This window comes from Gottfriedia endophytica (assembly GCF_017814275.1).
GTDB lineage: Bacteria > Bacillota > Bacilli > Bacillales > Bacillaceae_G > Gottfriedia > Gottfriedia endophytica.
This window is the reverse complement of sequence record NZ_JAGIYQ010000010.1, coordinates 1-14352: the sequence shown is the minus strand read 5'-3', so window position 1 is coordinate 14352 and position 14352 is coordinate 1. Positions and strand designations below refer to the sequence as shown.

The window sequence follows — 14352 nt, the reverse complement described above, 5'->3', positions numbered from 1 at the left end:
AGTACTATTTATACAGGGGATAAAAAAAATGAACAGAATTACAAAAGTTATTACACGTAAAAATTGGGAAGCTTTTAAACTAAAGGGAGAGCTTAACGAACAATCTTTAATTACTGAAGGATTTATCCATTGTTCTTTCCTACATCAATCAATCGAGGTAGCTAATAAACATTTTAAAAATGAATCAGAAGTTATATTATTAATCCTAAATTCTGAGTTGGTATATGCAGAAATTAAATATGAATTAGCATCGAACGGAGAAGAATATCCTCACATTTATGGACCATTAAATGTTGATTCAGTAGCAGAAATTGTACCTTTCGAAAAACTAGCAGAAGGTTCTTTTCATCTTCTAAGTGAATTTAAATAAAGGCTCTTTTTCTAAAGATTGTTGCTTTTAATTTTTGTAATTTAAAAGGCAGAAGTTGATTGGAACGGAAGGGTGCCGGGCTCCTGTGGGAGATGCGGGAAGGCTGAGACCCCACAGGAGCGATAGCGACGAGGAGGCTCAGCTCACGCTCCTAGGAAAGCGAGCATCCTGGAGTGGAAAGCAACTTACACATACTTAAATAGCAACAATGTTTACGAAAATAGCCTAATAAAAAGAAAGAAAGTCTTTCATCCTGTTACTCTGAAAGACTTTCCTGCATTGTTTACAAACTCTCTCAATTCATTAACTGACCATTTCATTATAATATCGAACTAGTTTGTTTACTAGAGGACTAACTTCGTTTGGTAAATCATTCATATTAAAGTATTTTGCTTCTAGTGTTTCTATTCCATCTGCCTTCAATGCCCCGCCCTTTATATCTCTTGAAAGATACGCAATTGTTACTGGATAGAATTCATCTCCATTTGCTAGTTTGTTAAAAAATTGCTTTCCAGAAAATACATTCACGAGTTTAAGTTCACCAATTTTAATCCCTGTTTCTTCAAAAACTTCTCTTCTAGCTGCTTCTTCAGTTGATTCTTCTAACTCTAATAATCCTCCTGGAATATTCCATATCCCATTCGTTTTTTTCTGTAATAATATTCTTCCTTCGTCATCTATTACAGCAACAACCGAGCCAACTAGGATTAATGGTTGCTTGCCAATAACTTTTCTGAGATTTTCAATATATCCCATTACCCTACCTCCTATTAAAGAACCGTTACTTTTAAGATACTAAAATCTACTAATCCTCTTCTAGATTAGTTTATTCTATTTTTATCTAAAAGTAACCAAGGCTATTTTTACATTTCTTTAATAGGATCTAGTATTAATTAGGAGGTATTTGAAAGACTTTCTTGTAGGTTTAATGGTAGGAAATTAAGAAGAATCTTTAATTTGCTGCTCTTCATCTCTAGATTTATATGAATAAGTTGGCGTATATTCATTATTAATCTTCATTTTTTCAAGTCCTTCAAAGTAAGCTTCTATCTTATGATTTTTAACCATATTTCCTGTGCTAACAGCAAAAGTTTTTCCATGATGAACTTGAACATACTCTAATTGGATGTGTAGCGGCTTGTATTCAATTGAATAAGGGGGCAAGAGTGGGACTAAATCATATAAATTTGCGATGCGGAATGAGTTATTTACACATTCATCGTATTTATGCTTGAACGCTCTATTCCCTATTTTGGGCATACCGAATGTGTATACATACAATGAAGGAAATATTTTTTGAAGTGCGATATCAAATCCAAGAAGTGTTGCTAATGCTCCACCAAGGCTATGCCCAGTGACACATAACCTTTTCTTCGAATCAACTGCCTTAAGAATTGTTAATAATTCGTTTCGAACAGAGGAATAGATTGATAAAAAACCAGCATGAACTAAACCACAATCTTTGCCGTAAGGGAATTCTGTTTGCTCAATTTTTAAATCAGCTAGCCAATCTAAATCTGACTTTGTTCCTCGAAATGCAACAATTACTTTCTTTTCATTTTCAATAATAAAACCAAACCATTCAAAGTCTGTTAAAGCTTTTGCTTTAAATGCAGCAATGATATTATATCCAGAAGGGACTGTAAATGAGCCGTCAGTTTCCCATTGAACATATGTTTCCTGGCAACATTTTAATAATTCAATCGCTTCATCAACATCCATTTTTAGTAATTTCAAATCTGTCCACTCCTTTAAACAGATGAAGCAGATAGCCCCACTCTTAAAAATGGGACTACCTCTTCTAGGAATGATGTAATGTATGTTGTTCGATATTCCATATGTCTTCAGCGTATTGCCGAATCGTTCGATCACTTGTAAAATATCCCGATTTTGCAACATTATGAACGCTCATTTTAGACCATTTCGTTTTATCTAAATAGGCATTATTCAATCGTTCATGAGCATCAACATAGGAAGAAAAATCACGTAATAAGAAGTATTCATCGTTATATGACATTAATGAATCATAAATTGGCTCAAACTCAACGCTAGGAAGCGGAAAATAATCACCTATTAATTGATCTAAAACTTTCTTAATTCTAGTATCATGATGGTAATAGTCACTACTTTTATATCCACCATTTTGATAATAACTAAGTACTTCCTCTGCAGTTAGACCAAATATAAATAGATTTTCTTCTCCAACTTCATTTAATATCTCAATATTTGCACCATCTAGTGTTCCTAACGTTATCGCACCATTCATCATAAATTTCATATTTCCAGTACCTGATGCTTCTTTACTTGCTGTAGAAATTTGTTCGCTCACATCCGCTGCTGGATAAATAATTTCTCCAAGAGAAACTCGAAAATTTTCAATGAAAATAACCTTAATAAAATTTTTTACATAAGGGTCATTGTTAACGATTTCTGCTACGGAATGAATTAGTTTGATAATTTTTTTTGCGTAGTAGTATCCTGGTGAAGCCTTTGCCCCAAAAATAAATGTGCGTGGATGAATTTCAAAACGTGAGTCTTCTTTTAATCGATTATACAAATACATAATATGAAGCACATTCAATAATTGACGCTTATAAGCATGCATTCGTTTCACTTGAATATCAAATATTGATGAGTGATCAATAGAAATACCATTTTTGTAATGAATATAATTCGCTAAAATTGTTTTACGCTTTCGTTTTACATCTGCAAAATCATTTAAAAAGACACGGTCTTCCTTCCAATTTAAAAGCTCAACTAACTTAGTAGGGTCTTTTATCCATGCGTCACCAATGGAATAATTTATTAAAGAAGTAAGTTCTGGATTACATTGTAAAAGCCATCTTCTATGTGTAATGCCATTTGTTTTGTTATTAAATTTATTTGGCTCATATTCATAAAATAACCGCATTTCTCTTTTCTTTAATATATCAGTATGCATTTCTGCTACTCCATTCACACTATGGCTCCCCACAATTGCTAGATGTGCCATTTTGACAACTCCATGAGCAATAATCGCCATTTGTTCAATTCGTTGCCAGTCACCTGGGTATTTTTCCCATAGCTTTGCACAGTAACGTTCATTAATTTCTTCAACAATTAAATAGATTCGCGGTAAAAGTGGTTTAAATAAATCAATTTGCCATTTTTCAAGCGCCTCAGAAAGTGTCGTATGATTTGTATAAGAAATTGTTTTCGTCGTAATATCCCAAGCAGTATCCCAATCTAACTTTTCTTCATCAATTAATATTCTCATCATTTCAGGAATAGCTAACACAGGATGAGTATCATTAATATGAATCGCTACTTGGTCAGGTAATTCTAATAAAGAACTATTTTGTTCTTTATATGAAGCTAGTATTCTCTGAATACTTGCTGATACTAAAAAGTATTGCTGCTTTAACCGTAAGATTTTTCCATCAATATGTGTATCATCTGGGTATAAAAATTCAGATACTGCCTCTGTCTCTATTTTATACTTCATGAGCGATCGATTTGGTGAATGCGATGAAGGTTCCGCACTCCAAAGCCGTAAAGAATTAATCGTATTTGTACGATAGCCAATGATTGGTAAATCGTAAGGAACAGCTGAAATGGTTTCCGCTCCATTCAAACGAAACTCCAAACGATCTTTAGAGTAATATGTTTCAACTTCTCCACCAAATGTCACTTGTACAATTTGATCATCTCGTCTAACTTCCCACACATTTCCGTACTTTAACCATTGTTCTGGTAATTCAACTTGGTATCCATCTACAATACGTTGATCAAATAATCCATGCTTATAACGTATTCCACAACCATGCCCTGGGAGGTCCTGTGATGCTAAAGAGTCTAAGAAACAAGCTGCCAGCCTACCTAAACCTCCATTACCAAGTCCTGCATCACATTCAACCTCTTCAAGTCCTGTTAATGAAATACCTAATCTTTTCAAGCCTTCTTCACATAATTCCCTAATTCCTAAATGAATTAAATTACTTTTTAGTAGTTTTCCTAATAAAAATTCGATGGATAAATAATATACTTGCTTTTGTTTTTCATACCGATATTTCTCCATTGTAGCAAGCCAATCACGACTACAATATTCCCTAACCATTGTACCTAATGTCTCATATTGTTCCCTTGAATTACATTCTGCTAATTGCTTCCCATGCATATGTTCTAGTTTTTCTTTATATGACCGTACAAACTCATCCACACTAGAAAACATGGAATCCCCCCACCCGCTTTCAGCGTTTTAACTGAAGATATAGTTTCGTATATTCTTTAGCTGATTTTAACCAGCTTGTATCACTCGTCATTGCATTTCGTATAATTTGATTCCACTGATTTTTTTCCGTATAAATGGATAATGCTCGTTCAATCGTATTTAACATGTCATGAGCGTTATAATTTGCAAATGTAAAGCCATTGCCTGTTTTCATTGCTTCATTATATGATTCAACCGTATCATTTAAGCCACCGGTTTCCCTCACAATCGGAACACAACCATATTTCATTGCAATTAATTGACCTAAACCACATGGTTCAAATAACGAAGGCATTAAAAATAAATCAGCACTTGCGTAAATTTGATGTGCAAACTCTTCATCAAATCCAATATAAGACCTTACTTTATCTCGATAGTTATGTTCCATATCTTTAAAAAAGTTTTCAAATTGCTCCTCACCAGTCCCTAAAACTACGAACTGTAAATCAAAGTCCATTAACTCTCGAAAAACTGTTTGTATTAGGTCGATTCCTTTTTGGGATGTTAACCTAGAAACCATGGCAATTACGGGAACGTCTTCTCGAATTGGTAACTCGAGCGACTCTTGCAACTTTAGTTTATTATCAAGCTTATTTTCAATTGAACACTCATCATAATTCAAATGAATTTTTCGATCAGTAGAAGGATCATAAATTGTTTCATCAATCCCATTTACAATGCCTACTAACTTATCTTGGTAAGAACGTAATAAGCCATCTAATTTTTCACCAAAAAAACTATATTGGATTTCATTTTTATAAGTAGGACTTACGGTAGTTATTAAGTCACTTGATCCAATTCCTACTTTCATGAAATTAATACAATCGTGAAATTTAAAATACTCTTCTGTAAAATAGTGAGGATCTATCCCAAGTATGTCCTCCAAAACCTCTTTTGGAAAAACTCCTTGAAACTGCAAATTATGAATTGTAAAAACAGTCTTTACTTCCGGATTTACTTGTTCTAGGGCGTTATATTCTTTAATTAAAAATGGTACAACTGCTGTATGCCAATCATGGCAATGTACAATATCAGGAATAAAATCTAACTCAGAAATACATTCAATAGCAGCTTTTACAAAAAAGGCGAATCTCTCTCCATCATCGTACTGACCATATAGTGATGGACGGTCAAAATAGTATTCGTTATCGATAAAATAATAAGTTAATCCTTCATAATGAAGCTCATATAAACCACAATATTGTTTTCTCCATCCTAGTTCTACTTCTAACTCCTTAACAAGAGTTGCCTCATCACGGTATTTTGCTGGAATGAGAGAATAAAATGGAAGCATGACACGGACATCGATATCAAGTTTTTTTAAGGATTTAGGAAGTGCTCCTGCTACGTCTGCTAGTCCTCCAGACTTTACAAAGGGCACACATTCAGAAACTAGAAATAATACGTTTACCACTTTAACAACGCTCCTTGTACAGACCCTTTTTGAAGGACAACGGGTTCATTTTTTTCTGCTTCTATGACAACATCATTTCGAACAACAACATCCTTATCTAAGATCACACCATCTAATATACAATTATCGCCAATGATTGTTTTTTGCATAACAACGCAATTTCGTATAATCGTATTTTTCCCAATCTTAACACCTCTTGAAATGACACAGTTTTCAACATTTCCTTCAATAATGCATCCATTTGCAATGATTGAATTTTTAACAACTGCCTGTTTCGCATATTTCGTTGGAGGTTCATCTTTTACTTTTGTAAAAATTGGGTTCGATTCGATAAATAACTGTTTCCAAATTTCAGGCTGCAATAATTTCAAGCTATGTTCATAATAGTCTTCGATTGATTGAATTTTTGCCACGTATTGAGTAATTTCATATGGAGCAATTCTGACACCGTTGTACTCATCCCGTACAACATCCATAATGGTCTCATACCCTTTTTCATGAAAGTTTTCAAAAAGTTTCAAGAGTAGTTCCTTTTCTAATATGTAAATATTAAGGGAACGACCAAATTGCTTAAGCTCGGTAATATCAGATTTTGTTTCAATATGACGCTTTAAGATCTGGCGAAAATCAACTGAACAAATCGTATATGTATTAGCGACGACTACATACTTTTGTGTTGATCTCAAAAGAAATTGAATATGCTTTTCAATAAAATCAAACGATCCAAATGCACCATCTTGTGGCTCAGGTGTAAAGATAAATAAGCCATCGCGCTTACGATTTAAATCCCAATGCTTACCAGATCCAAGATGATCAATAATTGATCGATATGGCTTATCTGGGAACACTGCAACGCTTGTGATTTCGGAATTGACCATATTGCTTAAAATAAAATCAATTAATCGATAACGTCCAGCAAATGGTAGTGTAGCTAGTGGACGATGCTTCGTTAATGCTTGTAATGACTCAAAGTGAGTAGAAACCTCTATGATTCCTAACATTGTTTGTTTCATCAGTTAACCCTCTCAATCTACTAGTCTATTTTGAAGAATTCAGCATAGATTATGCTTCATTTGTTACTAAAACAACTTCTTCATGCCCTTTAATAGGCTTTATCACACTACCATCATTTACAATCATTTCTGGAGCAACTACAGCATTTTCTATACTTACATTCTCACCAATCACACATCCAGGCATAAGAACCGAATCTTTTATATAGCTGCCTTTTCCGATTGATACGCCTTGAAATAGTACTGAATGATTTACCTTTCCTTCAACAATGCATCCTTCTGTTATTAACGAATCTTCTACTTCAGCTGTAGGAGCTATGCATTGTGGTGGCTGATTTGGATTGACAGAATAAATACGCCAATCTCGATCATAAATATTTAGCTCACTTTCATCATTTAGTAAATCCATATTAGCTTCCCACAAGCTTTTAACAGTTCCTACATCCTTCCAATACCCCTGGAAAGGATACGCTACTACCTTTTTCTTTTCTTCCAGTAATAATGGGATGACATCTTTCCCAAAATCGTTGCTTGACTCAGGATTACGATCGTCCATTTCCAAAAATTCCTTTAATACGCTCCACTTAAAGATATAAATTCCCATTGAAGCTAGGTTGCTTTTCGGAAACTGAGGTTTTTCCTCAAATTCAATGATATCCATTTCTTCATTTGTATTCATAATTCCAAAACGACTAGCTTCCTCAATAGGCACTTCGATCACTGAAATGGAAACATCTGCATCTTTTTCAATATGATAATCAAGCATTTTACTATAATCCATTTTATAAATGTGATCCCCTGATAAAATGAGTACATACTCTGGACGATACTGCTTAATATAATTAAAATTTTGATAGATTGCAGAAGCCGTTCCTGTATACCACTTTACACCTGAGGCCTCTGAATAAGGAGGAAGAACCGTAACTCCTCCATTTAATCGATCTAGATCCCACGCACTCCCAATTCCGATATAGGAGTTTAATACAAGAGGCTGATACTGTGTTAACACCCCTACTGTATCAATACCAGAATTTGTACAATTACTTAATGCAAAATCAATAATTCGATATTTCCCACCAAAAGCGACTGCAGGCTTTGCTAGCTCTTTCGTTAAAGAACTTAATCTACTCCCTTTTCCCCCTGCTAATAACATTGCTACGCATTTTTTCTGGACCATTGCTAACATTCCCCTTCCTTGATTTTACTGGACGTAAAATTGTAAAGCTGTATGCTGGTAATGAAATCTCAATACTATATGGTAGACCATGAAACGGAATTACTTCAGCTTCTATAGAAGAACGGTTTACTTTTCCAATTCCTCCATATTGCTTATAATCACTTGTTAATAATTCCTTGTAGCGATGCTTATGAGGAACACCAATTCGATACTTTTCATATGCTATTTCTCTAAAATTGCATATGATGACAACATAATCTCCTTCATTCGTTCCTTTACGAATAAAAGAAAATACACTTTGCTCAGCATTATTTGCATCAATCCACTGGAACCCATTCCAGTGATGATCAATTTGGTAAAGTGCTTTATTTTTTTGGTAGAGAGATAATAAATCTTTCATATACACATTCATTTTAGAATGCAATTCATAATCTTTTATAAACCAATCAAGCTGTTCTAAGTCCTTCCATTCATCAAATTGACCAAATTCACTTCCCATAAATAATAATTTTTTTCCAGGATGGCTGATATAATAGCCATATAAAGCACGTAACTGAGCAAACTTTTCCTCATAGCTCCCTGGCATTTTATTTAACAATGATTTTTTCCCATGCACTACTTCATCGTGCGATAGTGGAAGAATAAAGTTCTCTGAGAAAGCATACAAAAATGAAAAAGTCATCCGATTGTGGTGATGCTTTCTTTCACTTGGTTCCATTTCCATATAGGTTAAAACATCATTCATCCATCCCATATTCCATTTGAAGCTAAATCCAAGTCCACCATCATAAGTTGGTGCTGTTACGAGTGGCCAATCTGTTGAATCTTCTGCAATCATTAAGGCATTAGGATTGGTTTCAAAAACAACCTCATTTAATTTCTGTAAAAAATTCACTGCATACGGATTCTCTTCAAGCTGAGAAGACTTAGTCCAATATAAAATATTTGCAACTGCATCTACCCGAAATCCATCTATATGAAATTTAGTCATCCAATATAACACATTTGATAACAAAAAACTTCTAACTTCTGGCTTTGATAGATCAAAATTCGCCGTTCCCCAAACTTCATTTTCACGAACATCATGATGTTCATATTCGTATGTTGGCTTTCCATCAAATAGATATAAACCATGAGAATCCTTACAGAAATGACCAGGAACCCAGTCCAAAATGACACCTAAACCATTTTGATGACATTGATCAACAAAGTACATAAAATCATGTGGAGTCCCGTATCGGCTTGTTACAGAATAATACCCTACACCTTGGTAGCCCCAAGACCGATCATAAGGATGTTCAATGATAGGTAATAGTTCAAGATGAGTGTACCCATGTTCTTTTACATATGGAATCAATTCATCTGCTATTTCACGGTATGTATAAAAGCTTCCATCCTCTTTTATCTTCCAAGAGCCTAGATGCACCTCATATATGACAACTGGTTCATTGCATACATTTTTACTTTCCTTTTGCTTTAGATACTTCGAATCCATCCATTTATACCCTTCTAACTCATACACAATCGAAGCAGTATTTGGTCTCATTTCACTAAAAAAAGCAAATGGATCACTTTTTACGAGTTTATCTCCTTGCTCTGTTAAAATCTCATATTTATAAATTTCACCTTGAGCAATCTTTGGAATAAATAGTGACCAAATTCCTTCGTCGTTTACCTTTTCCATTACATGCTGTTCACCATTCCAGTCATTAAAATTACCAATTACTGAAACTCTTTCAGCGTGTGGTGCCCACAAAGTAAAAACTGTGCCCTTCTTACGATTTTGCACAGTTATGTGCGCACCAAAACACTCATAGCTTTTAAATAAACTTCCTTCATGAAATAAATGTACATCAAAATCAGTCGGCCGAGTTTCCAACAATCTTCTCACCTCATAATGATTTTCCATAATTCTACTAATCTACATATTCTATATAAAATGTTTCAATCCTCTTGAATATGCAAAAATAATTCATTTTTTTATTTCATTTTTTTGAAACTTTAATGTAAACGCTTTAATTCACAAGGATTTGTCAAATTTCATCAAGATATGTCGAAGTATATCTTTGTATAAATATGCATCCTTACCATATATAAACTTATTAATATTACTTTTTTAGAATAAAAAAGTACTTACTTAAGAGATCAAATTGATCAATTATGTAAGTACCTCAATATTATTTTTTATGATAAAGAAATCAAAAAAGCTTACATTCATACCTTATAATATGGATTCTCCTTATTTTCCTAACACTCCAATCTATAATAAACAAGCGTTGTTCGATTATTTATTTTCATCCTTATTCCAGTTTGAATAAATCCCATTTTTTCATAAAGGTAACAATTACGTTTTTCCTCCAAAAGTGTAGCTAATTCCCAACTAGTTGCTTCAGGGAACATTGACTTTACTAAACGTATTGCTTTCTGTGCTATCCCTCTTCCTTGATACTTAGGAGATATAAACATAGGACTAATCCAAAATTGAGTTTTATTCCTCCATATACAAATTGCACCTACAAGAATGTTATCAGCTAGTATCTTATAAAAACCACCATTACGATTATTGATCCTTGCAAGAGTTCTATCGATTTTTTCATTCGCAGGGCTAATATCATAATCTTTATACTTTTCCAGTAATGGTGTAAAAGCCTTTACCTGCATATCAAAAATTGTTTTAGCATCAGAAACGATTGCTTTCTCTAACCTGATTTTCAAAAAACTCACCTCAATTGTTTAATAAAGTGAAACTTCCCCCACTGATGGTTAGTTGAACCAATCGGGCTTTTTACGGACAGTTATCCCATACCTATCTTCCTTCGCCTTCCTCTCAATCTTGAGGAGAGGGTCTTACTGCCCGTTAATGCGGGATAAATGGATTATAGCTACTTTAACACAATATTCCGAAAAACAAAGGTGTATTATATTCAATGAGGGAATATTATTTATACACTTAAAACTTTTTTTAAATTTTACTTACAAAAAAAGATGATATAAGGAAGGAAGTGTTGATATGAAAAAGCTATTATCTCTCATTATTACTTTATGTATATTGTTTGGAGCAACATACTTATTATCTAATCTGATGAATTCGAAAATGATTGATTGGGCTTTTGGAATAGGACTATTCTTCACATTAGTATTACTATTTCTATCAGGAAAGGGTAATTTTTCTGTCAATATAGATAATCAAGCACAGGCGGCTTCAGGTATTAAACAACATTATGAAGAGACAAACTATCCTGGTAAATATCCTTTTGCACTTTATGTTTCAATTACCTATACGATCGTTTCTTTCATTGGAATGATAGGCTACTATTGGAAAGAAATATAGCTTTCCTAATACTTCTTGAATCACTTTAAAGATTTCTTCAAACCTTTAACAACAGTTGTATGAGAAGCTCAAAAAATCTTACTCATTCCTTAAAAATTCTCCTTTTAACCACATCAAGCTATATAGTTCTCATACCCTAACAAATGGCAAAGTGCCATTTAACCTAGAACCTAACTTCCTAAACAAAAAAACCTTCAATCTAGTAGATTGAAGGTTTTTAAGTATGACCCGTACGGGATTCGAACCCGTGTTACCGCCGTGAAAGGGCGGTGTCTTAACCGCTTGACCAACGGGCCAAAAAAAAAAATATGGCAGAGAAGAAGGGATTCGAACCCTCGCACCGATTACTCGATCTACACCCTTAGCAGGGGCGCCCCTTGAGCCACTTGGGTACTTCTCTATATAAAAATGGCTCCGCAGGTAGGATTCGAACCTACGACCACTCGGTTAACAGCCGAGTGCTCTACCACTGAGCTACTGCGGAATAATGATAGTGTTATGAACTAATATATGGATTAAATATATTATGTGTAGCTGCGCTGCTCGTCGCAGTAGGTTATTCTTAGGAGATTATTCTGTCTCCTCGCAAAGCTACATCGGAGTTGATTCGAGATGTTTACGCTTTACTGCGGAATAATGCAACGTAATCTTTATGTGTTACTGAGAATAATTTGTATTGCTTTTAATAAATATAAATGGTGGGCCTAAATGGACTCGAACCATCGACCTCACGCTTATCAGGCGTGCGCTCTAACCAGCTGAGCTATAGGCCCACATATATTATATTAAAAGCGGGTGATGGGAATCGAACCCACGACCAGAGCTTGGAAGGCTCTTATTTTACCATTAAACTACACCCGCATGGGGCGAACGATGGGAATCGAACCCACGAATGTCGGAGCCACAATCCGATGCGTTAACCACTTCGCCACGACCGCCACGATGGTGCCGACTAGAGGACTTGAACCCCCAACCTACTGATTACAAGTCAGTTGCTCTACCAATTGAGCTAAGTCGGCTTAATATGAATGTTAAGACTAAATGCGATACGTTGATCTTCGCAGTATATTAGATGGTGGCTCGGGACGGAATCGAACCGCCGACACGAGGATTTTCAGTCCTCTGCTCTACCGACTGAGCTACCGAGCCATCTAATGGCGGTCCCGACCGGGATCGAACCGGCGATCTCCTGCGTGACAGGCAGGCATGTTAACCGCTACACCACGGGACCATTTGGTTGCGGGGACAGGATTTGAACCTGCGACCTTCGGGTTATGAGCCCGACGAGCTACCAGACTGCTCCACCCCGCGATAATATTGTTTTAAAAATAAATGGAGGAGTAAGAGGGATTCGAACCCCCGCGGGCTGTTACACCCCTGTCGGTTTTCAAGACCGATCCCTTCAGCCAGACTTGGGTATTACTCCATTGTTATAAGTGGTGGACCTTGTAGGACTCGAACCTACGACCGGACGGTTATGAGCCGTCTGCTCTAACCAGCTGAGCTAAAGGTCCGAAATTTAATATAAGTAGCGGCGGAGGGAGTCGAACCCACGACCTCACGGGTATGAACCGTACGCTCTAGCCAGCTGAGCTACACCGCCATATTATTATTAAACATTTCCAAGTGGAGCCTAGCGGGATCGAACCGCTGACCTCCTGCGTGCAAGGCAGGCGCTCTCCCAGCTGAGCTAAGGCCCCATAATTGATTTAAATGGTCGGGAAGACAGGATTTGAACCTGCGACCCCCTGGTCCCAAACCAGGTGCTCTACCAAGCTGAGCCACTTCCCGTTTAGAGTTGCAGTTTAATTTATATGGCGCGCCCGAGAGGACTCGAACCCCTAACCTTTTGATCCGTAGTCAAACGCTCTATCCAATTGAGCTACGGGCGCATATAAATGGTGCCGAGGGCCGGACTCGAACCGGCACGGTTGTCACCAACCGCAGGATTTTAAGTCCTGTGTGTCTGCCAATTCCACCACCCCGGCAGCATATGGAGCGGAAGACGGGGCTCGAACCCGCGACCCCAACCTTGGCAAGGTTGTATTCTACCACTGAACTACTTCCGCATATACTGATTAAAAATGGTGCGGGTGAAGGGACTCGAACCCCCACGCCAAAGGCGCCAGATCCTAAGTCTGGTGCGTCTGCCAATTCCGCCACACCCGCATATTATTTAATTTAAAAATGGTGAGCCATGAAGGATTCGAACCTTCGACCCTCTGATTAAAAGTCAGATGCTCTACCAACTGAGCTAATGGCTCGTAAAGAGTGCCGACTAAAGGACTTGAACCCTCAACCTACTGATTACAAGTCAGTTGCTCTACCAATTGAGCTAAGTCGGCGTAATATGAATTTAAATGGTGGAGGATGACGGGCTCGAACCGCCGACCCCCTGCTTGTAAGGCAGGTGCTCTCCCAGCTGAGCTAATCCTCCACAACAACCAAGCGATGTCCTACTCTCACAGGGGGAAGCCCCCAACTACCATCGGCGCTAAAGAGCTTAACTTCCGTGTTCGGGATGGGAACGGGTGTGACCTCTTTGCCATAATCACTTGATATATTGTCAACTTAGCGACATTTATTATTATAACATAATGTCTTTTAAAGTCAACTGTTTTTTTAACTTTTTAAAAGGCTTATACCTTCAAAACTAGATAATGTCATCACTGAATTTTAGTTAAGTCCTCGACCGATTAGTATCAGTCAGCTCCACGTGTCACCACGCTTCCACCTCTGACCTATCAACCTGATCATCTCTCAGGGGTCTTACTAGCTTACGCTATGGGAAATCTCAT

Annotated in this window: 10 protein-coding genes, 22 tRNA genes and 2 rRNA genes; 2 read left to right on the top strand and 32 right to left on the bottom strand. The window is 36.4% G+C overall.

What is annotated here, in order from left to right; translation table 11 throughout:
- Nucleotides 1–28 precede the first annotated feature (28 nt).
- Nucleotides 29–370, top strand: a complete 342-nt coding sequence (locus J5Y03_RS14020; protein WP_209406618.1) for a DUF952 domain-containing protein — start codon at nucleotides 29–31, stop codon at nucleotides 368–370.
- A gap of 303 nt (nucleotides 371–673) precedes the next feature.
- Here J5Y03_RS14020 and J5Y03_RS14015 read toward each other — a convergent pair whose 3' ends face one another.
- The 8 genes from J5Y03_RS14015 to J5Y03_RS13980 all read right to left on the bottom strand — a co-directional run bounded on the left by J5Y03_RS14015 (nucleotide 674) and on the right by J5Y03_RS13980 (nucleotide 10938).
- On the bottom strand, nucleotides 674–1126 hold the full coding sequence (locus tag J5Y03_RS14015; protein ID WP_209406617.1) for an NUDIX hydrolase: 453 nt from the start codon (nucleotides 1124–1126) through the stop codon (nucleotides 674–676).
- Nucleotides 1127–1309: 183 nt separating this feature from the next.
- A complete protein-coding gene (locus J5Y03_RS14010; protein WP_209406616.1) occupies nucleotides 1310–2107 on the bottom strand; it encodes a lipase family protein in 798 nt (265 codons plus the stop codon).
- A gap of 64 nt (nucleotides 2108–2171) precedes the next feature.
- Complete coding sequence (locus J5Y03_RS14005) at nucleotides 2172–4580, bottom strand: glycogen/starch/alpha-glucan phosphorylase (protein WP_209406615.1); 2409 nt, start codon at nucleotides 4578–4580, stop codon at nucleotides 2172–2174.
- A gap of 19 nt (nucleotides 4581–4599) precedes the next feature.
- Entirely contained in the window at nucleotides 4600–6033 is a 1434-nt protein-coding gene (glgA, locus tag J5Y03_RS14000) for a glycogen synthase GlgA (protein WP_209406614.1), read from the bottom strand.
- The gene (locus J5Y03_RS13995; RefSeq protein WP_209406613.1) at nucleotides 6027–7046 is read right to left on the bottom strand and encodes a GlgC family sugar phosphate nucleotidyltransferase; all 1020 of its coding nucleotides are present in this window, start codon (nucleotides 7044–7046) and stop codon (nucleotides 6027–6029) included. Before J5Y03_RS13995 ends, glgA begins: the two co-directional genes overlap by 7 nt.
- 49 nt (nucleotides 7047–7095) lie before the next feature.
- On the bottom strand, nucleotides 7096–8223 hold the full coding sequence (locus J5Y03_RS13990) for a glucose-1-phosphate adenylyltransferase (RefSeq protein ID WP_209406612.1): 1128 nt from the start codon (nucleotides 8221–8223) through the stop codon (nucleotides 7096–7098).
- A complete protein-coding gene (gene glgB, locus J5Y03_RS13985; protein WP_209406611.1) occupies nucleotides 8171–10132 on the bottom strand; it encodes a 1,4-alpha-glucan branching protein GlgB in 1962 nt (653 codons plus the stop codon). Before glgB ends, J5Y03_RS13990 begins: the two co-directional genes overlap by 53 nt.
- 338 nt (nucleotides 10133–10470) lie before the next feature.
- Nucleotides 10471–10938, bottom strand: a complete 468-nt coding sequence (locus J5Y03_RS13980) for a GNAT family N-acetyltransferase (protein ID WP_209406610.1) — start codon at nucleotides 10936–10938, stop codon at nucleotides 10471–10473.
- Nucleotides 10939–11233: 295 nt separating this feature from the next.
- Between J5Y03_RS13980 and J5Y03_RS13975 the strand changes: the two genes are divergently transcribed.
- Nucleotides 11234–11554, top strand: coding sequence for a hypothetical protein (locus tag J5Y03_RS13975; protein WP_209406609.1), 321 nt, complete (start codon nucleotides 11234–11236; stop codon nucleotides 11552–11554).
- 224 nt (nucleotides 11555–11778) lie between these two features.
- Here the strand turns inward: J5Y03_RS13975 and J5Y03_RS13970 are convergent.
- The 24 genes from J5Y03_RS13970 to J5Y03_RS13855 all read right to left on the bottom strand — a co-directional run.
- A tRNA-Glu gene (locus J5Y03_RS13970) sits at nucleotides 11779–11850 on the bottom strand.
- 13 nt (nucleotides 11851–11863) lie between these two features.
- Nucleotides 11864–11954 (bottom strand) — tRNA-Ser (locus tag J5Y03_RS13965).
- Between the two features lie 9 nt (nucleotides 11955–11963).
- Nucleotides 11964–12038: transfer RNA gene (locus tag J5Y03_RS13960), tRNA-Asn, on the bottom strand.
- A 212-nt stretch (nucleotides 12039–12250) separates the two neighbouring features.
- Nucleotides 12251–12327: transfer RNA gene (locus J5Y03_RS13955), tRNA-Ile, on the bottom strand.
- A gap of 17 nt (nucleotides 12328–12344) precedes the next feature.
- Nucleotides 12345–12415: transfer RNA gene (locus tag J5Y03_RS13950), tRNA-Gly, on the bottom strand.
- 1 nt (nucleotide 12416) lies between these two features.
- A tRNA-His gene (locus J5Y03_RS13945) sits at nucleotides 12417–12492 on the bottom strand.
- Nucleotides 12493–12497: 5 nt separating this feature from the next.
- Nucleotides 12498–12573 (bottom strand) — tRNA-Thr (locus J5Y03_RS13940).
- Nucleotides 12574–12627: 54 nt separating this feature from the next.
- Nucleotides 12628–12703, bottom strand: a tRNA-Phe gene (locus tag J5Y03_RS13935).
- Nucleotides 12704–12709: 6 nt separating this feature from the next.
- Nucleotides 12710–12785 (bottom strand) — tRNA-Asp (locus J5Y03_RS13930).
- A gap of 3 nt (nucleotides 12786–12788) precedes the next feature.
- Nucleotides 12789–12865 (bottom strand) — tRNA-Met (locus J5Y03_RS13925).
- 22 nt (nucleotides 12866–12887) lie between these two features.
- A tRNA-Ser gene (locus J5Y03_RS13920) sits at nucleotides 12888–12980 on the bottom strand.
- 11 nt (nucleotides 12981–12991) lie between these two features.
- Nucleotides 12992–13068 (bottom strand) — tRNA-Ile (locus J5Y03_RS13915).
- 15 nt (nucleotides 13069–13083) lie between these two features.
- Nucleotides 13084–13157, bottom strand: a tRNA-Met gene (locus tag J5Y03_RS13910).
- A 24-nt stretch (nucleotides 13158–13181) separates the two neighbouring features.
- Nucleotides 13182–13254 (bottom strand) — tRNA-Ala (locus J5Y03_RS13905).
- Between the two features lie 14 nt (nucleotides 13255–13268).
- Nucleotides 13269–13345 (bottom strand) — tRNA-Pro (locus tag J5Y03_RS13900).
- Nucleotides 13346–13369: 24 nt separating this feature from the next.
- A tRNA-Arg gene (locus J5Y03_RS13895) sits at nucleotides 13370–13446 on the bottom strand.
- Between the two features lie 7 nt (nucleotides 13447–13453).
- Nucleotides 13454–13542 (bottom strand) — tRNA-Leu (locus J5Y03_RS13890).
- A gap of 6 nt (nucleotides 13543–13548) precedes the next feature.
- Nucleotides 13549–13623, bottom strand: a tRNA-Gly gene (locus J5Y03_RS13885).
- 16 nt (nucleotides 13624–13639) lie between these two features.
- A tRNA-Leu gene (locus J5Y03_RS13880) sits at nucleotides 13640–13723 on the bottom strand.
- A 19-nt stretch (nucleotides 13724–13742) separates the two neighbouring features.
- A tRNA-Lys gene (locus tag J5Y03_RS13875) sits at nucleotides 13743–13818 on the bottom strand.
- A gap of 8 nt (nucleotides 13819–13826) precedes the next feature.
- Nucleotides 13827–13899, bottom strand: a tRNA-Thr gene (locus tag J5Y03_RS13870).
- Between the two features lie 16 nt (nucleotides 13900–13915).
- A tRNA-Val gene (locus J5Y03_RS13865) sits at nucleotides 13916–13991 on the bottom strand.
- 6 nt (nucleotides 13992–13997) lie between these two features.
- Nucleotides 13998–14113 (bottom strand): 5S ribosomal RNA (gene rrf / locus J5Y03_RS13860).
- A 117-nt stretch (nucleotides 14114–14230) separates the two neighbouring features.
- Nucleotides 14231–14352: ribosomal RNA gene (locus tag J5Y03_RS13855) — 23S ribosomal RNA — on the bottom strand; the annotation flags it as partial.